Origin of the sequence: Actinomadura flavalba DSM 45200, assembly GCF_000374305.1 — a bacterium.
GTDB lineage: Bacteria > Actinomycetota > Actinomycetes > Streptosporangiales > Streptosporangiaceae > Spirillospora > Spirillospora flavalba.
Genome location: NZ_KB894094.1, coordinates 432,319 through 453,911 on the forward strand (window position 1 = coordinate 432,319; position 21,593 = coordinate 453,911).

The 21,593-nt window shown below is 74.8% G+C and carries 19 protein-coding genes; 8 read left to right on the plus strand and 11 right to left on the minus strand.

Features of this window, described 5'->3' with window-relative positions; translation table 11 throughout:
• Positions 1–8 precede the first annotated feature (8 nt).
• From C229_RS0111505 to dxr, 5 genes are all read right to left on the minus strand, one after another.
• The gene (locus tag C229_RS0111505; protein WP_018655228.1) at positions 9–1,544 is read right to left on the minus strand and encodes an alpha/beta hydrolase; all 1,536 of its coding nucleotides are present in this window, start codon (positions 1,542–1,544) and stop codon (positions 9–11) included.
• A 132-nt stretch (positions 1,545–1,676) separates the two neighbouring features.
• Positions 1,677–3,242 carry an alpha/beta hydrolase gene (locus C229_RS0111510; RefSeq protein ID WP_240487212.1) on the minus strand — a complete coding sequence of 522 codons (1,566 nt, stop codon included), beginning with the start codon at positions 3,240–3,242 and terminating at the stop codon, positions 1,677–1,679.
• Between the two features lie 300 nt (positions 3,243–3,542).
• Positions 3,543–4,733: a flavodoxin-dependent (E)-4-hydroxy-3-methylbut-2-enyl-diphosphate synthase gene (gene ispG, locus C229_RS0111515; protein ID WP_018655230.1), complete on the minus strand. Its 1,191-nt coding sequence runs from the start codon at positions 4,731–4,733 to the stop codon at positions 3,543–3,545.
• A gap of 119 nt (positions 4,734–4,852) precedes the next feature.
• Positions 4,853–6,031, minus strand: a complete 1,179-nt coding sequence (locus C229_RS0111520) for a M50 family metallopeptidase (RefSeq protein ID WP_018655231.1) — start codon at positions 6,029–6,031, stop codon at positions 4,853–4,855.
• A 13-nt stretch (positions 6,032–6,044) separates the two neighbouring features.
• Positions 6,045–7,259, minus strand: a complete 1,215-nt coding sequence (gene dxr / locus C229_RS0111525; protein ID WP_018655232.1) for a 1-deoxy-D-xylulose-5-phosphate reductoisomerase — start codon at positions 7,257–7,259, stop codon at positions 6,045–6,047.
• A 183-nt stretch (positions 7,260–7,442) separates the two neighbouring features.
• On the opposite strand from dxr, the gene C229_RS30260 reads away from it, so the two are divergent.
• Complete coding sequence (locus C229_RS30260) at positions 7,443–7,712, plus strand: hypothetical protein (protein ID WP_018655233.1); 270 nt, start codon at positions 7,443–7,445, stop codon at positions 7,710–7,712.
• A 234-nt stretch (positions 7,713–7,946) separates the two neighbouring features.
• Here C229_RS30260 and C229_RS0111535 read toward each other — a convergent pair whose 3' ends face one another.
• The 5 genes from C229_RS0111535 to C229_RS35320 all read right to left on the minus strand — a co-directional run bounded on the left by C229_RS0111535 (position 7,947) and on the right by C229_RS35320 (position 12,470).
• Positions 7,947–9,146 (minus strand): extracellular solute-binding protein, encoded by a 1,200-nt coding sequence (locus tag C229_RS0111535; protein WP_155884765.1) that lies wholly within the window; start codon positions 9,144–9,146, stop codon positions 7,947–7,949.
• Between the two features lie 283 nt (positions 9,147–9,429).
• Positions 9,430–9,816 carry a hypothetical protein gene (locus C229_RS0111540; protein ID WP_018655235.1) on the minus strand — a complete coding sequence of 129 codons (387 nt, stop codon included), beginning with the start codon at positions 9,814–9,816 and terminating at the stop codon, positions 9,430–9,432.
• Between the two features lie 301 nt (positions 9,817–10,117).
• Positions 10,118–10,948 (minus strand): TrmB family transcriptional regulator, encoded by an 831-nt coding sequence (locus C229_RS0111545; protein WP_018655236.1) that lies wholly within the window; start codon positions 10,946–10,948, stop codon positions 10,118–10,120.
• A 151-nt stretch (positions 10,949–11,099) separates the two neighbouring features.
• Positions 11,100–11,597, minus strand: a complete 498-nt coding sequence (locus C229_RS0111550) for a helix-turn-helix transcriptional regulator (RefSeq protein WP_051108938.1) — start codon at positions 11,595–11,597, stop codon at positions 11,100–11,102.
• A 621-nt stretch (positions 11,598–12,218) separates the two neighbouring features.
• Positions 12,219–12,470 carry a hypothetical protein gene (locus tag C229_RS35320; protein WP_018655239.1) on the minus strand — a complete coding sequence of 84 codons (252 nt, stop codon included), beginning with the start codon at positions 12,468–12,470 and terminating at the stop codon, positions 12,219–12,221.
• Between the two features lie 37 nt (positions 12,471–12,507).
• Here C229_RS35320 and C229_RS0111565 point away from each other — a divergent pair, with 37 nt between their 5' ends.
• The 7 genes from C229_RS0111565 to C229_RS0111595 all read left to right on the plus strand — a co-directional run bounded on the left by C229_RS0111565 (position 12,508) and on the right by C229_RS0111595 (position 21,012).
• Complete coding sequence (locus C229_RS0111565; protein WP_018655240.1) at positions 12,508–14,517, plus strand: serine/threonine-protein kinase; 2,010 nt, start codon at positions 12,508–12,510, stop codon at positions 14,515–14,517.
• 14 nt (positions 14,518–14,531) lie between these two features.
• A complete protein-coding gene (locus tag C229_RS0111570; RefSeq protein WP_018655241.1) occupies positions 14,532–15,578 on the plus strand; it encodes a protein phosphatase 2C domain-containing protein in 1,047 nt (348 codons plus the stop codon).
• Entirely contained in the window at positions 15,575–16,879 is a 1,305-nt protein-coding gene (locus C229_RS0111575; protein WP_018655242.1) for a vWA domain-containing protein, read from the plus strand. The genes C229_RS0111570 and C229_RS0111575 overlap by 4 nt, the downstream gene beginning before the upstream one ends.
• A gap of 1 nt (position 16,880) precedes the next feature.
• Positions 16,881–17,489, plus strand: coding sequence for an FHA domain-containing protein (locus tag C229_RS0111580; RefSeq protein ID WP_018655243.1), 609 nt, complete (start codon positions 16,881–16,883; stop codon positions 17,487–17,489).
• Between the two features lie 5 nt (positions 17,490–17,494).
• Complete coding sequence (locus tag C229_RS0111585) at positions 17,495–18,898, plus strand: hypothetical protein (RefSeq protein ID WP_018655244.1); 1,404 nt, start codon at positions 17,495–17,497, stop codon at positions 18,896–18,898.
• Positions 18,895–19,737 (plus strand): glutamate ABC transporter substrate-binding protein, encoded by an 843-nt coding sequence (locus C229_RS0111590; protein WP_018655245.1) that lies wholly within the window; start codon positions 18,895–18,897, stop codon positions 19,735–19,737. The genes C229_RS0111585 and C229_RS0111590 overlap by 4 nt, the downstream gene beginning before the upstream one ends.
• A gap of 123 nt (positions 19,738–19,860) precedes the next feature.
• Positions 19,861–21,012 (plus strand): hypothetical protein, encoded by a 1,152-nt coding sequence (locus C229_RS0111595; protein WP_018655246.1) that lies wholly within the window; start codon positions 19,861–19,863, stop codon positions 21,010–21,012.
• Here the strand turns inward: C229_RS0111595 and C229_RS0111600 are convergent.
• On the minus strand, positions 20,967–21,569 hold the full coding sequence (locus C229_RS0111600; protein ID WP_018655247.1) for a hypothetical protein: 603 nt from the start codon (positions 21,567–21,569) through the stop codon (positions 20,967–20,969). The two genes, C229_RS0111595 and C229_RS0111600, sit on opposite strands and share 46 nt — an antisense overlap.
• Positions 21,570–21,593: the final 24 nt, after the last annotated feature.

A 21,593-nucleotide genomic window follows, 5' to 3' on the forward strand; every position in this document is an offset into this window, starting at 1 on the left:
GGTGATCCTCACGGTGACGCCGCGTCGGCGAGCGGCGAGGCCGCCTGCCGCGCGGTGGGCGGGGGCGGCGCGGTGCAGGTGGTGTCCGGGCCGGGACGGCTCTCCGGCATCGTGCCGTCGCGCAGATAGGCGGCGACGGCGCCGTCCACGCACGCGTCGCCGCCGAAGGTGACGCCGTGGTCGCCGCCGCCCCGCTGCACCACGAGGCGCGACGCGGGGAACCGCCCGTGCGTCTCGACCGCTCCGGCGTAGGGGGTGGCCGCGTCCTCGGTGGCCTGGATCAGCAGCGGCGCGGCGACCCCGCCGACCTCCGGCGGGGTGCCGCCGGGCACGGACCAGAACGCGCACGGCGCGTTGTACCAGACGTTGCCCCAGGTCTCGAAGCGGTAGCCCGCGCGCCACTGGCGTGTGGCGTCGCGGTGCCACCGCGACCAGTCGCGCGGCCAGACGGCGTCGCGGCACTGGACCGCGTTGTACATCGTGAACGTGTTCTGCTCGACCGCGTCCGGCTTCTGCCAGGCGGCGCGCAGCCCGGCGGGGTCGCGGCGTCGCAGGTAGTCGGCGAGGGCCTTGGCGTGCGCGGGCCAGGTGCGGGTGCCGTAGCCGTCGCCGAGGAAGACGTCGTCGAGTTCTGACGCGCCAATCCGCTTGTCGATCGGCGTCTTCGCGAGCTTCGCGCGGGCCCGGTCGTAGGAGCGCTGGACGGCCGCGCGGGACGTGCCGAGCCGGTAGCGGGCGTCGTTGCGGGCGATCCAGTCGAAGTAGGCGCGGATGCGGTGTTCGAACGCGACGTTCTGGTCGAGCTGGCTCGGATACCAGACGCCGGTCGGCCGGACGACGCTGTCCAGCACCATCCGCCGCACCCGGTGCGGGTAGCGGGTCGCGTACGCGGCGCCGAGGTAGGTGCCGTAGGAGTAGCCGAAGTAGTTGAGCCGATCCGCGTCCAGCGCCCGGCGGATGGCCTCCATGTCCTCGATCCACGCGGCGGTGCCCATGTGCGGCAGCAGGCGCCCGTAGCGGCGTCCGCAGTCGTCGGCGAACCGCTTGGCCCGCTCCTTCCACGCCTCCTCGGCGGCGGCGTCGGCGGGCACGGTGTCGGCGCGGGGGCGGCCGGGCTCCTGGTAGGACGTGTCGCACGTCAGCGCGGGACGGCTCGCGCCGACGCCGCGCGGGTCGAAGCCGATCCAGTCGTAGGCGGCGCCCACGTCGTCGGGCATGCCGCGCTGGAAGCCGCCCGCCAGGTCGCGGCCGTGCGCGCCGGGACCGCCCCGGTTGAGCAGGACGACGCCCTGCGAGCGCCGCGCCGTGTGCTTGGCGCGGGTCAGCGCGAGCGTGACGGTCGGCCCGCCGGGGTTCGCGTGGTCGAGCGGGACCTTCAGGTCGCCGCACTCCAGCCCCTTGAGGGCCGTGCCCTCGACGGGGTCGGTGTCGGGGCACGCCCGCCAGGTGATCGACGGGGCGGCGGCGGCCGGGGCGAGCCCGGCGGCCAGGACGGCGAGTGCGGCGGCGCCCGCGAGGGCGCCCTTGCCTGCGAGGGTCAGCACGCTCCGCTTTCTATCGCTGTCCCCCGCCTCTCCCCCGGCATCGGGAGATCCGCCGCGTTTCCGGGCGGAACAGGAACGGACCGGCCGTGACGGAAGGGATCGCCACGGCCGGTCCTGGTTCGGGGACGGGGTCTACCAGCGGCCGACCGGCAGGTCCTTCGTCCGGTTCTGCGTCGACTTGGCCGTGGCGCCGGAGGGCACCGGGTCGGGCAGGGCCTGGCACGTCACGTCGGCCGTGCGGCCGGGCTTGCGGGCCGGCAGCGCGCCGGAGTCCAGGTACGCCGCGACGCGGTCGTCCAGGCAGGCGTTGCCGTTCAGCGTGTTGGAGTGCGTCTTGCCGCCCTGCTCGGCGATGAGCCGCGCCTTCGGGAACAGCGCCCGCATCTGCGGGCCGCCGTCGTAGGGGGTCGCGGCGTCGAGCGTGGACTGCACCAGCAGGATCGCCGGGGCCTTGGCCGAACCGATCGGGAACGCCTTGCGCGGGTCCTTGGCGTGCCAGAAGTGGATCGGCGCGTTGAACCAGACGTTGCTCCACGCGAGGAACTTCGCGGAGCCCGAGGCGTACTGGCGGCTCGCGTCGCGGTGCCAGGTCCGCCAGCTCGACGGCCACGGCGCGTCCACGGCCTGCACGGCGTTGTAGACCGCGAAGCCGTTGTCGTCACCGCCGGGGTTCACCCGGCTCGCGAGCGGGGTGGGGTTCTTGTCGTTCACCCACGCGGCGAGCGCGCCCGCGACGATCGGGTAGTAGCCGGTGTGGTAGCCCGCGTTGAGCACGATGTCCGTCAGCTCGGACGGGCCGACCTTGCCGCCGATCGGGGCCTTGCGGGCGGCGGCGCGCACCGCGTAGTACTTCGCCTCGACGGCCTTGGCCGTCGCGCCGAGGTGGTACACCGAGTCGTACTTGGCGACCCACGCCGTCCACAGCTTGAAGTTCCGCTCGAACGCGACGTTCTGCGAGAGCTGGCCCTTGTACCAGACGTCGCGGCTGTCGACGTTGCCGTCCCAGACCATGCGCTTCACGCGGTTCGGGAAGAGGGTCGCGTAGGTGGCGCCGAGGTAGGTGCCGTACGAGAACCCGTAGTAGTTGATCTTGTCGGCGCCGAGCGCGGCGCGGATCGCGTCGACATCGCGGGCGGCGTCGGTGGTGCGCATGTACGGCAGCACCCAGCCGAACTTCTTGGCGCACGCGTCGGCGTACCGCTTGGACTTGGCGAGCCAGACGGCCTCGTCCTTGATCGAGCGCGGCTCGTACTCCGGGCGGACCGGGGCCTCGTAGTTCGGGTCGCACGTCAGCGCGGGCTCGCTCGCCCCGACGCCGCGCGGGTCGAACCCGATGACGTCGTACTTGGCGGCGACCTCGGGCGGCAGCCAGGACGACAGCCCGCCCGACAGGTACAGGCCGGAGCCGCCGGGACCGCCCGGGTTGGCGAGCAGGACGCCCCGGTAGTTCTTGGTGTCGGTGTGCTTGACGCGCGACACGGCGACGGAGATCTTGCGCCCGCCGGGCTTGGCGTGGTCCAGCGGCACCTGGAGCTTCCCGCACTCGGCGTTCTCCAGGTAGGGGTCGTCCGCGGGGCACGCGCCCCAGGCGATGCGCGCGACCGGCTGCGCCGGAGCTGCGGCGGCGCTGCCGGTGGTGGCGGCGACGCCGCCCGCCCCGACGGCCAGCGCGGCCGCGATCACTACGAGCCTCTTCACCAGACCCCCTCCGTGAGATGTCACAAACGGTGGGGATTTTTCTACTATCAGCACACGCCGCGGCAGCCCTCGGGCGGAGAGGATGCACGATCGTGACCATCGGCCCGGAACTCACGCCACATGCCGCGCGTTGCGATCAGCCCGAACGTCCTGCTGCGCGACGTGATCAGGACGGAGCCGTCCGCGCCCGATCGCAGGCCCGACCGCACCGGCGAGTGTCACCGGGACGCGACGCGTGCGAGACGCGTTCGTGACCTGCCGGAGCGATCACGCGTGGACCGGTCCCGTGCCGGGGAACGCCTAGCCGACCGTGACCTCGGCGCCGGGGCCGGAGACCGAGCCGTCCTCACCGACCTCGATGCCCATCTCCTCGGCGATGCGCATCGCCTCCTCGATCAGGGTCTCGACGATCTGCGACTCGGGGACGGTCTTGATGACCTCGCCCTTGACGAAGATCTGGCCCTTGCCGTTGCCGGACGCGACGCCGAGGTCGGCCTCGCGGGCCTCACCGGGGCCGTTCACGACGCAGCCCATGACGGCGACGCGCAGCGGGACGGGGAAGTCCTTCAGCCCGGCGGTGACCTGCTCGGCCAGCGTGTAGACGTCCACCTGGGCGCGTCCGCACGACGGGCACGACACGATCTCCAGGCCGCGCTCGCGCAGGCCGAGCGACTCCAGGATCTGCGCGCCGACCTTGACCTCCTCGACGGGAGGCGCCGACAGCGAGACGCGGATCGTGTCACCGATGCCCTGCGACAGCAGCGCGCCGAACGCGACGGCCGACTTGATCGTGCCCTGGAACGCGGGCCCGGCCTCGGTGACGCCGAGGTGCAGCGGATAGTCGCAGGCGGCGGCGAGCTGCCGGTACGCCTCGATCATCACGACGGGGTCGTTGTGCTTGACGGAGATCTTGATGTCGCGGAAGTCGTGCTCCTCGAACAGCGAGCACTCCCACAGCGCCGACTCCACCAGCGCCTCGGGCGTGGCCTTGCCGTACTTCTCCAGCAGCCGCTTGTCGAGCGAGCCCGCGTTGACGCCGATGCGGATCGGGACGCCGGCGTCCTTGGCGGCGCGGGCGATCTCACCGACCTTGTCGTCGAACTTCTTGATGTTGCCCGGGTTCACGCGGACGGCCGCGCACCCGGCGTCGATCGCGGCGAAGACGTACTTGGGCTGGAAGTGGATGTCGGCGATGACCGGGATCGGGGACTTCCTGGCGATGGCCGGGAGGGCGTCCGCGTCGTCCTGCGAGGGGCACGCCACCCGCACGATCTGGCAGCCCGAAGCGGTCAGCTCCGCGATCTGCTGGAGCGTGGAGTTCACGTCGGAGGTCAGCGTGGTGGTCATGGACTGGACGGACACCGGCGCATCGCCGCCGACCGGCACGTTCCCGACCATGATCTGCCGGGACGCGCGGCGCGGCGCGACCGATGCCTTCGCCGTCTCGCCCCCGGTGCCGCGGATCGTCGGTATACCCAGTGAAACGCTCATCCCTCTCCCTTACCTCGCCCCTCTCAGCCTAAGTGCCCCGGGAGGCGGTCAGGACGACAACGAGGGAGGAACTACGTGACCGTCCGGTGACGTTACGTGGCCGCCCCGGGCGCGGGGCATCAGGGCAGCTCCAGCGGGTTGAGCAGGTCGGCGACGATCAGCAGTGTGCCGAATCCCACCAGGAGAAGGACCACCAGGTACGTCAGCGGCATCAGTTTCGCCATGTTCACCGGGCCCGGATCGGGGCGGCCCCGCGCGCGGGCCACCCGGGCGCGGACGCGTTCGTAGGCGAGCACCGCCAGGTGCCCGCCGTCCAGCGGCAGCAACGGCACGACGTTGAGCACGCCCAGGAAGATGTTCACCGAGACGACCAGCGACAGATACAGGACGGCCTTGTCGCGCCACGAGCTCTCCCCCGCGAAGATCTGCCCGGAGATGCCGGTGGCGCCGACGACGCTGCCGACCTGGCCGCCCGGCGACTCGGCGCGGTCCGGCGAGAACAGGCGCGGGACGGCGGCGGGCAGGTCGGCGACGGCGCCGCCGATCCCGGCGATCGTCCGGCCCATGGCGCGGCCCGCGAACACGGCGGCGTCGACGGGGCCGAGCCGGTCGTATCCGGCGCCGGTGACGCGGGAGGTCACCCCCAGGAACGGCTCGCCCCCAAGGTCGGCCGGGCGCACCCGGACGGTCGAGCGGACGCCGTCCCGGTCGATCTCCACCGGGACGTCCCGGCCGGGACGGGCGGCGTCGATGGCGGCGCGCAGCTCCGCCCAGTCCCGCACGGGCCGCCCGCCGAACGCGACGACCCGGTCCCCCGGGCGCAGTCCGGCCGCCCGCGCCGGGGACGGCGCGGCGCCCTCGCCGCACGTGCCCGGCACGCACGGCGCGACGCGCGCGATCGTCGTGGTCGCGGTGCCGGGCCGCGGCACGCCCAGCGCCGTCGCCATCAGCACCAGCAGCACGAACGCGAACACGAGGTTCACCACGACGCCCGCCCCGATGACCACCGCGCGCCTCCCGGCGGGCTGCCGGTAGAAGGCGCGGTCGCGGTCGGCCTCGGGCACGTCCTCCAGCGGCGTGTAACCGACGATCCGGACGTATCCGCCGAGCGGGATCGCCTTCACGCCGTACTCGGTCTCGCCGCGCCGCCGCGACCACAGCGTCGGGCCGAACCCGACGAAGTACTCGGCGGCCTTCATCCCGAACCGCCGGGCCGTGACGAGATGGCCCGCCTCGTGCAGCATCACCGACACCAGCAGCGCGACGACGAACGCCGCCGCGCCGAGCGCGAAGGCCACCTCGCGTCCCCCCTCAGCCCATGGTCAGCTCCCGGGCGCGGGTGCGCGCCCACGCGTCGGCGGCGAGCACGTCGTCGAGCGTGGCGGCGCGGCCCGGTCCCGCGGCCTCGTGCTCGTCCACTACCCGCGTGATCGTGTCGACTATCCCGGTGAAGGGCAGCCGTCCCTGCCGGAACGCCTCCACGCACTCCTCGTTGGAGGCGTTGTAGACGGCCGGGAACGTGCCGCCGAGCGTCCCGGCGCGGCGGGCGAGCGCGACGGCGGGGAAGGCGGCGTCGTCCAGCGGGAACAGCTCCCAGGTGTGGGCGCGCGTCCAGTCCAGGCCGGGGGCGGCGTCCGGGACGCGGTCGGGCCAGTCCATGCCGAGCGCGATGGGGAGCCGCATGTCGGGCGGGCTCGCCTGGGCGAGGGTGGAGCCGTCGGTGAACTCCACCATCGAGTGGATCACCGACTGGGGGTGCACCATGACCTCGATGCGGTCCATCGGGACGTCGAACAGCAGGTGCGCCTCGATGACCTCCAGGCCCTTGTTGACGAGCGTCGCCGAGTTGATCGTGACGACGGGGCCCATGTCCCACGTGGGGTGGTTCAGCGCCTGCTCGGGGGTCACGTCGGCCAGTTCGGCGCGGGTGCGGCCGCGGAACGGGCCGCCGGACGCGGTGAGGACGAGCCGCCGCACCTCGTCCTCGCGTCCGCCGCGCAGCGCCTGCGCGAGCGCGGAGTGCTCGGAGTCGACGGGGACGATCTGCCCGGGGCGGGCGCGCTCCTTCACCAGCGGGCCGCCGACGATCAGCGACTCCTTGTTGGCGAGCGCGAGGGTGCGCCCGGCGTCGAGCGCGGCCAGCGTGGACGCCAGGCCGAGCGCGCCGGTGACGCCGTTGAGCACGACGTCGCACGGCCACGCGGCGACCTCGGCGACCGCGTCCGGGCCCGCGAGGATCTTGGGGAGGGCGTGGTCGCCGGTGGCGTAGCCGCGGCGCTGCGCCTCGGCGTACAGGGCGAGCTGGAGGTCCTGCGCGGCCGACGCCCGCGCGACGGCGACGACCTCGGGGCGGAACTCGATCGCCTGGGCGGCGAGCAGGTCGACGCGTCCGCCCCCGGCGGCGAGCGCGGCGACGCGGAACCGGCCGGGGTTGCGGCGGACGACGTCGAGGGCCTGGGTGCCGATGGACCCGGTCGAGCCGAGGACGGCGACGGCGCGGCCGGACGCGGAGGAGTCAGGAGTCACGGGGTCATTGTCCTGTATGGCGCGCGCGGCGCCCGCCCCGGCACTTGACGATCTTGGAGGCGACCCGGCACGGCTGCGGTGGCGAGCCTTTGCCCGCGCTTTCACTTTCCGCATCCGAGTCAACACGAAAGGCGACATATAAAGGAGGCACGTGCGAGCGACTCCTTCGGAAGGAGGGGCGACATGACCGACGCGAACGAGCTGGCCTTCGATCCCGGCCCGCTCAACGCGGACCAGCGCCACGGCGACGCCTGCGTCGTCTGCCGGAAGAAGTGGCCGCGTCCGCGGGTGCGCGTCGGCCACGTGCCGGGCGGCGGTGGCGTCTTCGCGTGCGACGAGTGCGCGGTGATCCTGCCCGTCCCCCGTGAGGGCACGCGCTCCGAGGAGGCTCCCGCGTACGCCGGTGGATCGGGCGCCGTCCCGGTCCCGGCCCAGGTGGCGGCCCGCAGGTAAGGCCGCCACCCGAACGAGCTCTCCAGGAAGACGGGTGACCCGGGCTTCGGGGGGAGACCCGGGACCACCCCGCGAGGTGCGCCCGACTGGGGGCGGTCGGGCGCACCGGAGAGCTTCACCCCCGGCGCACGGCACTGCGGCCGCGTACGACCGAGCGCGCACGGACCGCGCGGTCGGCGGCCGACACGCGTCTGTCTTCTTGGGACGAGTGCGAACGCTCAGATGCGGTGCCGGTCAGCGGTCGAGCTTGGTCGTCTCGATCCAGATGCGGGACCACTCGACGTAGTCCGTGCAGGTGCGCTCGCCCCGGTTCTTGCCCGCCGGGCAGAGCTTGGCGGGAGTGCGGGCGAAGGTGACGCCGTCGAGGGCGGTGCGGTCGCCGACGCGGTAGGCCGCGCAGAGGGCGGCGGTGGCGCGGTCGTCGGAGCAGGCGGCGGGGTTGGCGGGGGCCGTGCCGTTCCAGACGGCGGCCTGGCGCTGCACCTCGGCGGAGGCCGTCCAGCCCAGCCACTTGTACATGCAGTTCGGGTTCACCGCGCGGGCGCCGACCATCCACGACGTCAGCCGCCCGGTCACCCCCTCGGCGGGGACGGCCGCGCGGACGCCGCGCCCCGCGCGGCTCAGCACGTCGGCCTGGTACGGCGTGCCCGCGCCGAGCCGCGCCTCGCCGCCCGCGAACGCGGCGACGGCCTCGGCCTGTGCCGCCCAGTACGTCTGGACGCTCGGCCGCTGCCGCTCCAGCACCTTGCGGACCGCCGCGAGCTGCTTGGGCGTGAGCGAGTACGGATCGTCGATGCGCAGCCCCGGCTGCGCGCGCTTCAGGTACAGCGCGACCTCGGCGATGCTCAGCGGCGTGTCGCGCACGACGACGCGCCCGGCGTGCCGGCGCGCCTGCCCCGGCTCGAACAGGGCCTCCCACCCGTTCGGCTGCGGCACCGCGTTGACGTCGTACAGCAGGAGGGAGGCGTCCCACAGGTAGGGGACGCCGTACGTCTCGTCCTCCTGCCGGAGCACGGTGCGGAGCTTGGGGTCGAGCCGCTTGTACCCTTCGACGGCGCTGGTCCGGACGGGGGCCGCGTGCCTGCCCGCGATCAGCCGTCCCGACACCTCCGGCGGCGCGGCGACGCCGTCGTAGCGCCGGTCGGGGTTGCTCATCATCGCGGTCATGTCCTGGGTGCTGCGGGCGACCCGCCAGCTCACCCGGCAGCCCGTGCGCTCCTCGAAGGGGGTGACCCAGTCGACGCGGGGGGCGGAGCTGCCGTTCTCGACGTCCCCGGCGAGCGTCAGCAGGTTGAGCGCGCCCTCGCCCTGCCCGGTCAGGTCACCGGCGCGGGCCGCCTCGGTGGGCTCCGCGCCTCCCCCGCTACAGCCGGTCAGCACCGTGACGGCCGCCGTCGCGACCGCCAGCGTGACCTTCCACCGCATCCTGCCCATCGCCGCAGCGTAGCGGCTTCCGCGGGGCGCGGGAGGCGCCGCGCGACGGCCGCGCTTTACCGGGGAGCACGGAACCGCCGAAATGCAACAGCGTCGCGCGCAAATTTCAGTGGATGTTCCGGCTCAATTTCGAGCGTTTCGCTAATGAGCGCCGGCGTGGCCCGGGAGGGCGGTGGGTACCGGCGTCCGCGCCGCACGCGGGTGCTGGAGAGGAGGTGCGGCGGGCGCCGTTCGGTCCCGGGCCACGCCGGCCCGAGGGCCGCGGCCTGGTGGGAACGGCGGATCACCTCGCGGTGCTGCCCGGCCAGGCGACCATCGGGACCCGGTGCGACGGCGACGGTGTGGTTCCCTCGATACGGAGGAGATTCGAGGGGCGTCGCGTGTCGTCCCGGGGATCGTGGGGCGGCGGTCTGCCGTCGGGTGCCACGGCGCGCGGCACCGTCCCGACCTGCGCGGACGTGGCGTGCGCGGGGGTCTCGGCGCCCGCCCGGATCGCCTCGATCCGGGCGATGAGGCGCTGGGCGGTGTCGGCCTCGACGAAGTCGGCGGGGCCGCGCCCGCGCGGCGGCAGCGCCCACCAGTGCCGGGTGGAGCGGCCGAACCACACCGCCCAGCCGGGGAAGCGGCGGCGGAGCGCGTCCACCTCCGCGGCGTGGTCGTCAGCAGTCATTGCACGGCTCCCTGCTGCGGGTCGCGAGCCCGGCGTGACCCCTTGAGTAATTGCGTCGCAATTAATTGCGACACGTCAGATTGTGTCGTTCGCCACAGACCGAGTCAACCGCTGTGGCTACTATTTGTCGATACCCATGGGGCGCCGATTGACGACGAAAACATTCCGCCGACGGAAACTCACACGCCCAGCTCAGCGGCCCATTCTCACGCTGCGTCACCGGTCTCGATTCGGACGAAGAGCATCACCCGGGTGCAACATTCACAACAGCCGCCACGCAGGAACACATCCGGCGCAGCGGTCACTGCGCCGGGCGCCGGCCGAGCAGGCGCAGCAGACCCGGGTCGGTCGCGAACAGCCGGTTCAGCTCCGCCGCGCCGACCCGCTCGGCGAGGATCTGGAGCGCGATGTCCTGCCGGACGTACTCCGCCGCCATCAGCGCCACCGCCGGGTCGGCCGTGTAGATGCCCCACGCGACGCCGTCGTCGCCGAACCCGCCGACGACCGCCTCGCGCCGGTCCCCCACCACGACGATCAACCGGTAGCCGAGGTCCTGGAGGACGGCCTCGGGCGCCGAGTACCGGTGCTCGTGGACGTCGCCGGGCAGGTCGCCGCCGCCCGCGCCGAACGTCATGAGCGAGACGTCCACGCCGCGTCCGGCGGCGGCGCGCACGTCGGCGCCGAGCCGCCCGGCCTCCTGCGGCCACAGCGACAGGAACAGGTCGCGGCGCGCCCCGGCCAGGACGTCGCCCGCGCGGGCGAGCAGCGCGGCGCCGTCGCGCAGGTTGTGGATCATGTGCGGTTCGGGGGCGGCGGCGACGGCGGGCAGCGCCTCGCGCAGCACGCCGACCGAGCCGTCGAACTCGCGGCGCAGCCGGTCGAGCAGCGCGTCCGGCGGCAGCGGCAGGTAGTCGGTGGCGTCGCCCGCGCCGCGCAGCTCGAACGCGGCCCCGCGTGTGACGAGCTTGCCCAGCGTCTCGTAGACGGTGCTGCGCGGCACCCCCGACCGCTTGGCGACCTCGTACCCGTTGACGGGCCGCCCCGCCGCCACGAGCGCGACGTACGCCTTGGCCTCGTAGCCGGACATGCCGAGCCGCTGGAGATGCGCGAGAACGTCCTCGGTGCGGCTCATCACGCGTCATCCTACGGCGGCCCACGACGCGGCCCACGGCGGTCGTCCGACCCCGGCCGGACACCGCTGGGGCGGCTCGGCCGGGGCCTGACGACGGGCACCCGCCGCCTGCGCCGCTCCTTCCCCTGAGCGACCGGCGGGGGCGCCGCTCTTAGGCCGCCTTCGTGCGGCGTTGGAAGGGGAGGTAACGGTCGGCGCGGCGGGGCCGCGCCGGGAGGCCGGTGGACTCGACGGCGAGGATGCGGTCGAACCGGAAGGCGCGGACGCCGCGCCGCATCCGGCACCAGCCGACCAGGTACCAGTGGTCGCGGTGGACCAGGCACGTGACGGGCTCGACCTCGCGGATCGTGACGTTGGCGGCGGCGTCGCCGTAGCAGAGCCGGACGACGCGGTGCTCGGTGATGGCCGCCGCGACGACGCGGGCGCGGTCGGCGGTGGCGGCGTCGAGGGACTCGGTGAGGGTGGCGAGGGTGCCGGCGACGACGTCGTCGTGGACCTCGACGTCGAGCAGGGACTTCAGGGCGCGGCGCGCGGTCGCGGCCTGCGGGCCGGCGCCGAGGTGGGCCAGCGAGAGCGCCAGCGAGGCGATCTCGGCGGCGGTGAGCGCGGAGTCGGTGGCGCGGTCGGGGTGCATCGCAACGTTCGCCATGGTTCGATTGTATGTTCGAACACTGACATTTTCGAGGGGGTTGCGGGCAGGTCATCGGCCTCTTGAGCGGACCGGTCCCCCTGCGCGAGACTGATCCCCCTAAACTCCCTGAACCAGGGGAAATGATCTCGACTGCCAGGCCGACCGGGGGTGTGCCGTTGTGTGACGCCCGTGCCCTGCCCGGCCGCACGGGGCCGCGCGGACGGTCCGACGCCCGCTGCGGGGCGGCCCTGAACCGGCAGGCCCGCGCCGCGCGCCCGAAAGGACCGGACCGTTGATCCGCTGTACCGCCCCGGGCTGCTCCGGAACCGTCCAGGCCGGGTACTGCGTCGTATGCGGCATGCCGCCCGCCGTTCCCCCCACGACGCGCTCCGCCCCGTCCGGCCCGCCACGCTGCGCCCGGCCCGGCTGCTCCGGCACGGTCCGCGACGGCTACTGCGACCTGTGCGGCATGCCCCCGTCGACCCCGTTCACCGCGCCGTCGACGCCCGCCGCCCCGCCGACGACCCGCTCCGCACCGTCCGGCCCGCCACGCTGCACCCGCCCCGGCTGCGGCGGCCACGTCCGCGAGGGTTACTGCGACATCTGCGGCATGCCGCCCTCCGCCCCGCAGTCCGCGCCTCAGCCGTCCGCGCCGCAGGGGGCGTCCGGCCCGGCCGCACCGCCGGTCCCCGCGCGGTGCACGCAGCCCGGGTGCGGCGGGCACGTCCACGACGGGTACTGCGACCGGTGCGGGATGCCGCCCGGGGCGGGGGCGCCGCCGACGACGCGGACGCCCGCGCCGCGCAGCCACCCGGCCGCCGCGACAGTGGTGTCCGGGCGCGGCGGCTCGTACGGCAGCCACGCGACCGGCAGCGTCCGGACGGGGAGCACGCGGACCGGCTCGGCGCGGTCCTCCGGGCGGCGCGGGATGCTCGGCGCGGGCCTGGTCGAGGTGCCGCGCGTCCCCTACCGCGACCCGTCGACGGCGCTGCTGCCCGACGCGAAGGTCGCCGAGAACAAGCGGTTCTGCTCGAAATGCGGCGAGAAGGTGGGACGCGGGCGCGGTGACCGTCCCGGCCGCACCGAGGGGTACTGCCCGCGCTGCGGCACCGCGTTCTCGTTCACGCCCAAGCTCGCGGCGGGCGACCTGGTCGGCGGCCAGTACGAGGTGCTCGGCTGCCTCGCGCACGGCGGGCTCGGCTGGATCTACCTCGCCAAGGACCGCAACGTCAGCGACCGCTGGGTGGTCCTCAAGGGCCTGCTGGACACCGGCGACGCCGACGCGATGGCCGCCGCCGCGGCCGAGCGCGCGTTCCTCGCAGAGGTGTCGCACCCCAACATCGTCAAGATCTACAACTTCGTGCAGCACACCGGCGACGGCTACATCGTCATGGAGTACGTCGGCGGCCGGTCGCTGAAAGAGATCCTGTCGGCGGCCCGCGAGACGGGCGCCGAGGCGCTGCCGCTCGCCCAGTCGATCGCCTACGCGCTGGAGGTCCTCCAGGCGTTCGGCTACCTGCACGCGCAGGGCCTGCTGTACTGCGACTTCAAGCCCGACAACGTCATCCAGTCCGAGGAGCAGCTCCAGCTCATCGACCTCGGCGGCGTGCGCCGCACCGACGACCACGACTCCGCGATCTACGGCACGGTCGGCTACCAGGCGCCCGAGATCTCCGAACTGGGCCCGTCTGTCACCTCCGACCTGTACACGGTCGGCCGCACGCTGGCCGTGCTGAGCTTCCCGTTCCGGGGCTACACCGGCCGCTACGCGACCGACCTGCCGCCGCGCGAGGAGATCCCCGTGCTGGCGCGGCACGAGTCGTTCGACCGGTTCCTGCGCCGCGCCACCCACCGCGACCCGGCCGTCCGCTTCCAGGACGCCGCCGAGATGGCCGAGCAGCTCACCGGCGTGCTGCGCGAGGTCCTGTCGGCCGAGGACGGACGCCCCCGCCCCTCCCCCTCGGGCCTGTTCGGCCCCGAGCGGTCCGCGCCGGGCACGCAGGGCGCCGACGACGAGGACAAGGGCCCGGTGCTGCCCCCGGTCGCCCCCGCCGACGCCGCCGCCGCGCTGCCCGTCCCGCTCGCCGACGGCGCCGACCCGGCCGCCGGGTTCCTCGCGGGCCTGACCTCGCTGCCGCCCGAGCAGATCGCGGGCGCCGTCGCGGGCCTGCCCCGGCAGACGCCCGAGTCGCGGCTGACGCTGGCCCGCGTCCGGATCGAGCTGGGCGACCCGGCGTCGGCGTGGACGCTGCTGGACGAGGTCGAGGCCGAGCTGCCCGGCGACTGGCGCGTCGAGTGGTTCCGCGCCGTCGCGCTGCTGTCCGATGGCCGCGTCGCCGACGCCGACGCCCGCTTCGACCGGCTCTACGGGCTGCTGCCCGGCGAGGCCGCCCCCAAGCTGGCGCTCGCGTACTGCCGGGAGCAGACCGCGCCGCGCGACGCGGCCCGCCTGTACGACCTGGTGTGGCGCACCGATCCCGGCCACATCAACGCGGCGTTCGGCCTGGCCCGCGTGTACGCGGCGGCGGGCGACCGCTCGTCGGCCATCGCGGTGCTGGACGCCGTCCCGCCCGCGTCGGTGCGCCGCGTGCCCGCGCAGGCCGCCGCCGTCGCGACCGCCGTGCGCGGCCGTCCCGGCGGCGACCTGGTCGCCGCCGACCTGCTCGCCGCCGGGGAGCGGCTGTCCCGCCTAGACGTGGACGAGCGCCGCCGCGACCGGCTGGCCGCCGAGGTGCTGGAGGCCGCGCTCGGCTGGGTGCGCCACGGCGGCGCGGGCGCGAACGGCGGCGCGCTGTTCGGCGTCCCCCTCGACGAGGGCCCGCTGCGCGCCCGGCTCGAAGCCACCTACCGGTCGCTGGCCCGGCACGCCCGGGACCGGGAGGACCGGCGGCGTCTCATCGACGCCGCCAACGCGGTCCGCCCGAGGACCCTGCTGTGACGGGAGACACGAGGATGAGCACCGTGCAGACGGCCGAGGCGGCCTGTCCCGCCTGCGGCGAGGTCGTGTACCCCGGCGAGGACTTCTGCGAGGCGTGCGGGCACCGGCTCGGCGACTCCCCGCCCGCCCCGCCGCCCGCCGCCGGGCCGCCCGCACGGGCGTGCGCGCACTGCGGCGAGCCCGCCGTGGACGACGAGGGCTACTGCGGCCACTGCGGCCTCAAGCAGCCCGCCGAGCGCGACCACCTGGAGATCGAGCTGCCCGGCCAGGCCGCCGTCGGCGTCAGCGACCGGGGCCGCCGCTATCCCCGCAACGAGGACTATCTGGCGCTGGCGGCCTGCTCCCCGCACCTGATCGGGGTCGTGTGCGACGGCGTCGGCTCGTCGCCGCATCCGGACGCCGCGTCCCGCGCCGCCGCCGAGGCCGGGGCGGCCGCGCTGCGCGACCGCCTGGCCGCCGGGGACGACCCGGCCGCCGCGACCCGCGCGGCGGCGCTGCACGCGGCCCGCGCCGTCGCGGCGCTGGCGCCGTCCCCGGCGGACGCGCCGTCGTGCACGTACGTGTCGGCGGTGGCGTCGCCCGGCCAGGTGACGGTGGGCTGGGTCGGGGACAGCCGCGTCTACTGGGTCGCCGCGTCCGAGCCGCCGCCGCGCGACCCGGAGGACACCGAGGACACCAGCGCGCTGACCGGTTCCCGGCAGCTCACCGACGACGACTCGTGGGCGGCGCTGATGGTCGCGCGCGGCGCGCTGAGCGAGGCCGAGGCCGAGGCGCACCCGAACGCGCACGTCATCACGGCGTGGCTCGGCGCCGACGCCGACGAGGTCGAGCCGCACGTCCGCACGTTCAGCGTGGACCGTCCCGGCACGGTCGTGGTGTGCAGCGACGGCCTGTGGAACTACCTGCCCGACGCCGCCGCGCTGCGCGCCGCCGCCGGGTCGCCCGCGACGCCGCTGGACGCCGCCCGTGCCCTGGTCGGGCACGCCCTGGAGGCCGGCGGCCGCGACAACATCACCGTGACGCTGCTGCCCGTCACCGCCACGAACGGAGTGCGGCCATGACCGAGGAGCCCCGGTTCACGCTGGGCGTCGACCAGAACAAGTACCTGCCCGAGGACGGGACGCTGGTGCACGCGATCGTCTCGGTGGAGGCGACCGGCGCGCCGGTCGCGGCGGCGCCCGCGGCGGCCGCCGAGGTGATCGTCCTCGACGCGTCGGGGTCGATGACCTACCCCGAGAGCAAGCTGCGCTCGGCGGTCACGGCCGCGCAGACGGCCGTGGACACGCTCCGCGACGGGGTGCACTTCGCGATCGTCGCCGGAGCCAACACGGCCCGGATGGTCTACCCGCGCGACAAGCGGCTCGTCCCGGCCGACGCCGAGCACCGCGCCGCCGCCAAGGCGGCGCTGCTCAAGGTGCAGGCGGCGGGCGGCACCGCGATCGGGTCGTGGCTGCGGCTGGCCGACGAGCTGTTCGACGCCCACCAGGACGGCATCCGGCACGCGATCGTGCTCACCGACGGCAAGAACCAGCACGAGACCGACGAGGAGCTGGACGCCGTCCTGTTCCGCTGCGCGGGCCGGTTCGTCGCGGACTGCCGGGGCGTCGGCACCGACTGGGACGTCGCCGAGCTGCGCAAGGTGTCGACGGCGCTGCTCGGCGGCGTCGACATCGTCGCCGACCCCGAGGACCTGGTCACCGACTTCCGGGCGATGACCGAGGCGGCGATGGGCAAGGCGGTCGCGGACGTGGCGCTGCGCGTGTGGACGCCGCAGAACGCGACGGTGCGGTTCGTCAAGCAGGTCGCGCCGGCGGTGCAGGACCTCACCGGCCGCCGCGCCGAGGGCGGCCCGCAGGCGGGCGACTACCCGCTCGGCGCGTGGGGCGCGGAGAGCCGCGACTACCACCTGTGCGTCGAGGTGCCGTCCGCCGGTGTCGGCAAGGAGCTGCGCGCGGCGTGGGTGAAGCTCGTCGTGCCCGGCGCGGCGGGCGAGGAGGAGCGGGTGCTCGCCACCGCGAACGTCCTGGCGGCGTGGACCGACGACGAGGCGCGGTCCACCCGCATCAACGCCCGCGTCGCCCACTACACCGGGCAGGCCGAGCTGGCCGACGCGATCCAGCAGGGTCTCCAGGCGCGCAAGGACGGCGACCTGGACGCCGCCACCGCGCGCCTCGGCCGCGCCGTGCAGCTCGCGGACGAGGCGGGCAACGACCCGATCACCGCGCTGCTGCGCAAGGTCGTCGACGTCGAGGACGCCGCCACCGGCACCGTCCGGCTGCGCCGCGACGTGGCCAAGGCCGACGAGATGTCGCTCGACACCCGGTCGACCAAGACCGTCCGGACCCGCCGGCGCGAGGGCTGACATGCCGACCTGTCCCGCCGGGCACACGTCCGGCACCTCCGACTACTGCGACGTGTGCGGTGAGCAGATCGGCGCCGCCGCGCCCGCGGCGCCCGCCGAGCGGTCCTGCCCCGACTGCGGCACGCCCGCGCACGACCGGTTCTGCGAGGAGTGCGGCTACGACTTCGCCACCGGCGGCGGGCGCCCCACCCCGCAGGCCGCGCCGTCCGGCGGCTGGGTCGCCGTCATCGCCGCCGACCGCGACTACTTCGCCACCGTCGTCGCCGGGAACGGCCCCGACGCGGGCGGCCTGGCCTTCCCGCCGGACGCGCCGCGCCGCGAGGTCCGGCTGTCCGGTGCGCAGGTCCGGATCGGGCGGCGCGGATCGGCCGGCGACCCGCCCGAGATCGACCTGCGCGATCCGCCCGGCGACCCCGGCGTCTCCGGGCTGCACGCCGTCCTGCTCCCCCGCGCGGACGGCTGGGCGCTCGTCGACCCCGGCTCCACCAACGGCACCTGCCTGAACGGCGCCGCCGACCCGATCGCGCCCAACGTGGAGACGCCCGTCGGCGACGGCGACCGCATCCACGTCGGCGCCTGGACCACGATCACGCTGCGGGAGGACCGTTGACCGTCATGCAGCAGGCCCCCGCCCCGCCCGCACCCGGGCGGCGCGGCGTGCGGCGGGCGCTGCCGCGCACGGCCGCCGGACGGGTCCGCGCGCTGGCCGCCGCCGTCGTCGTCGCGCTCGCCGCCACGCTCGCCGTCACCTGGGCGGCCGTCGCGGACGCCCGCGACGGCGTCCGCGTCATCGGCCGTGACGCGGGCCCGCAGGTCGTCGCGACCGGCGACCTGTACTTCCAGCTCACCGACATGGACGCCCAGCTCGCCAGCGCCCTGCTCATCGGCCGCGCCGAAGACCTCGGCGTCCGCCGCGCCGACGCGATCGCCCGCTACGACGCCAACCGGGCCCGCGCCGGGGCGGCGCTTCTGACGGCCGCGCGGCTCGCCGACGAGCGCTCGGAGGAGGAGACCGCCCGCGACCTGCTCAGCGGCCTCGGCCGCTACGAGCGGCTCGCCTCCCAGGCTCTGCTGCTCGACCAGCAGGACGCGCACGCCGCCGGGCCGCCGTCCGCGCGCGTCACCGCCGTGTACCGGCAGGCCACCGACCTGATGAAGCTGGACCTGCTGCCCAAGGCGTACAACCTGACGCTCGACAACGGCACGCTCGTGCGGCACACCTACGAGGACCGGCGGTCGGCGGTGCGGGCCGGGACGGTCGCGGTCGTCGTCACCGGCGTGCTGCTGCTGGCGCTGCTCGTCGCGTTGCAGGTGTTCCTGACCGTCCGGTTCCGGCGCCTGCTCAACCCGGCGCTGGCCCTGGCGACGCTGCTCGTCGTCGGGCTGACGGGGCTGTCGACCGTCATGCTGCTCGGCCAGGCCGAACGGCTGCGCACCGCCAAGGAGGACGGGTTCGACTCCATCCTCGCGCTGTCGCGCACCCGGGCCATCAGCAACAGCGCGTACGCCGACCAGACCCGCTACCTGCTCGACCCCGGCCGCGCCGACACCTACGAGCAGGTGTTCTTCAGCAAGTCCCAGTCGGTGCTGTACCTGCGGGCCGGGAACCTCGCCGCCTATAACGACGCTGTGCAGCGGCAGTCCGGCAACGGCCGCTACCTCGGCTTCCTCGGCGTCGAGGCGGGCCGCCAGGGCATCCCCGGGCAGCGGGCGGCGCTGGCGCGGGTCGTCGTCGGCTACCGCGCCTTCCAGGCCGACGACCGGCGGCTCCGGCAGCTCACCGGCGCGGGCGAGCGGGGCCGCGCCGTCGCCGCCCGGCTCGGTGAGGCGCGCGGCTTCGCCGCCTACGACGCCTCGCTCGTCCGGCTCGCGGCGCTGCACCAGGACGTCTTCGACGACGCGATCCGCGACGGCGAGGACGGCAGCCGGTACTGGGAGTACGGGCTGCCCGCCGCCGGCCTGGCCGTGATCGTCCTCGTCCTGCTGGGCGTACGCCCCCGACTCGCGGAGTACCGGTGAACCCCTCGATCCCCCGCCGTCTCGCCGCCGTCCTCGCGGCGGCCGCCCTCGGCGCCGCCGGGTGCGGCATCGCGGGCGCCGACGCCGCTTCCGTCACCGGCAAGGACGAACTGGTCATCGGCGTCAACCGCGACCAGCCGGGCCTCGCGCTGCGGACCGGCGGCACCTACGCGGGCTTCGACGTCGAGATCGCCAAGGAGATCGCCCGGCGGCTCGGCGTCGCGGCGGACCGGGTGCGGTTCGAGCCGATCACCTCGGCGACGCGCGAGGACCGGCTGACGTCCGGCGCCGTCGACCTCATCGTCGCCAGCTACTCGATCACCCCCGAGCGCAAGACGCGGGTGGCGTTCGCCGGGCCGTACTACGTCGCGCACCAGGACATCCTGGTGCGCCGCGCGGACACCTCCGTGCGGAACGTGCGCGACCTGCGCGGCAAGCGGCTCTGCGAGGTGCCGGGGTCGGTGTCGTTCCCGCGCGTCACCCGCGAGCGCGGCGTCGCGGCGCAGTCGGTGAAGGCCGACGGGTACGCGGGGTGCCTGGCCAAGCTCCAGGGCGGCGAGCTGGACGCGGTCTCCACCGACGACCTCATCCTGGCCGGGCTCGCGGCCGAGGCCGCGAAGAAGGGCGGCGAGCCGCTGCGGATCGTCAACGCGCCGATCTCCGACGAGCCCTACGGCGTCGGCATCGCCCGCGACGACGTGGCGGGCTGCGAAGCCGTCAACAAGGCCATCACGACGATGTACCAGGACGGCACCGCCGCGAAGCTGCTCCGCACCTGGTTCGGGCCGGTCGGCCTGAAGGTCACCACGACCGTTCCCCAGTTCGAGGGATGTGACTGATTTTTCGGGAACAACGCCTTATCGGACCGGGTGGTCACTGATTTCAGGCGGTTACGTAAGTACCGGTCCGCTCCGGTGATCGTAAGTTATGGTCGCGACCAGAACTCGCGGCGAGGGAGTGGCATGACGACCGTCATCCTGGTGGTGATGTGCGTCGCGGTCGGGGCGCTCGAACTGTACGCGGGCCGGCGCAGCCGGGCACAGCAGCGCGCGTTCGTGCGCCGCATCGACGAACTGAACGATCAGGTCGTCCGGCAGAACAACGTCCTCGTCACCGTCGGGGAACAGCTCACCGCCGAGCTGTCGCGCGTCAAGCAGGACGTCCTGCCCGCACTCGACGCGCGGATGCGCGACACCACCGGGCACGTCGACGAGCTGGCCACCGTCGTGCACCGCGCCGACGAGTACGTCCGCGCCCAGGCCGGGCGGCTGCACGACCTCGAACAGCAGCGCGTCACGCTCGCCGCGCTGCGCCGCAAGCTCGCCGAGATCGAGGGAACGGTCCGCGCGTCCGACTCCGCCGCCGCCGCCGTCACCGAGGGCAAGGTCGACGACGCCCTCGGCCGCCTCACCGACCTGGAGCGCAGCGGCGCCGAGATGCTCGAACTCCAGCGCGCCCTCACCCGCACGCTGGAGGACGTCGAGGACGTCGTCGGGGAACTGCTCCGCCTCGCGGAGGGCGACCTCGACGGCGCCGTCGCCACCGCGCTCGCCGGGCGTCCACCCGGCGAGGGCCCCGCCGTCCGCGCCGTCGGGCGGCTGTGGACGCGCGACGACCAGCTCGCGGACGTCCTCCCCGAGGTCTACGAACGCGCCGTCCGCGCCAGCCGCCTCGACATCCGGTTCCGCACCGGCGACGGACCCGACCGGCACCGCTACTTCCTCGGCGGACGCCGCGTCGAGGACCTCGGCGGCGCGTTCACCGCCCTGCTCATCTCCACCGGCACCGACCTGGCCTCCGGCGGACGCGGCCTCGCCCGCGCCCCGCTGCCGCCCGGCGTCGCACCCGTGCGCGCCCCCGAGGACGAGGCCGCCCTCAAGTCACTGCTGCGCACCCTGCACGAGACCAGCGGCGCCGTCGCGCAGATCGGGCCGCTGCTGACCGTCCGGACCCGCGACGAGCTGCTGTGCGCCGTCCTGACGCCCGACCAGGCCCTGGAACTGGAGAGCGACGAGGTCTTCTGGGACCCGTCCGCCGCCGCGCTGCGGCTGCGGCGGCTCCCGCCGCATCAGTTCTGGGACCTGACGGCCTGGGGTGCCGGATCGGGCGCGTAGGCGCGGACCGTCCGCTCGTGCGGCGGTCCGAGGCGGACGAACACCGGCGACGTCACCGTCCCGGTGCCGGGGTCGGCCTCGGCGCACAGGCCCACGCCCGCCGCGCGGTCCAGCAGCACGACGTTGCGCACCGACCGCGCCGCCCGCGCCGCGTACGGCACCGACGCGGGGTCGCCCTCGACGGTCAGCTCCTCGAACGTGATCCGGCGCGCGAACCGGACCAGCGCCGCCGCGTCCACCACGCGGGTGCCGACGGCCTGCGCCGGTCCGGCCAGGACGATGCCGAAGCTCGGGTCGGCGCGGCCCCGGACGTAGATCTCGCGGTCGGGTTCCAGGCCCCGCGCCCGGTCGCGCAGGTGCAGCCCGAAGCCGCTCGGGGTGAGGAACGCCGGCGGCCCCGCGCCGCCGCCGGGCACCGGCTGCGCGCCGCGCGGCAGCGTCCACCCCGGCAGGTAGACGCCGAGCCCGCGCAGCAGCAGCCGCCAGACGGGCCGTCCGGTGACGTCGGGCACGAACGATCCGGCCGTCCCGCGCGCGCCCCGCGTGTCCGTGTCCATCCGCTCATCTTCCGGTCCGGTCCG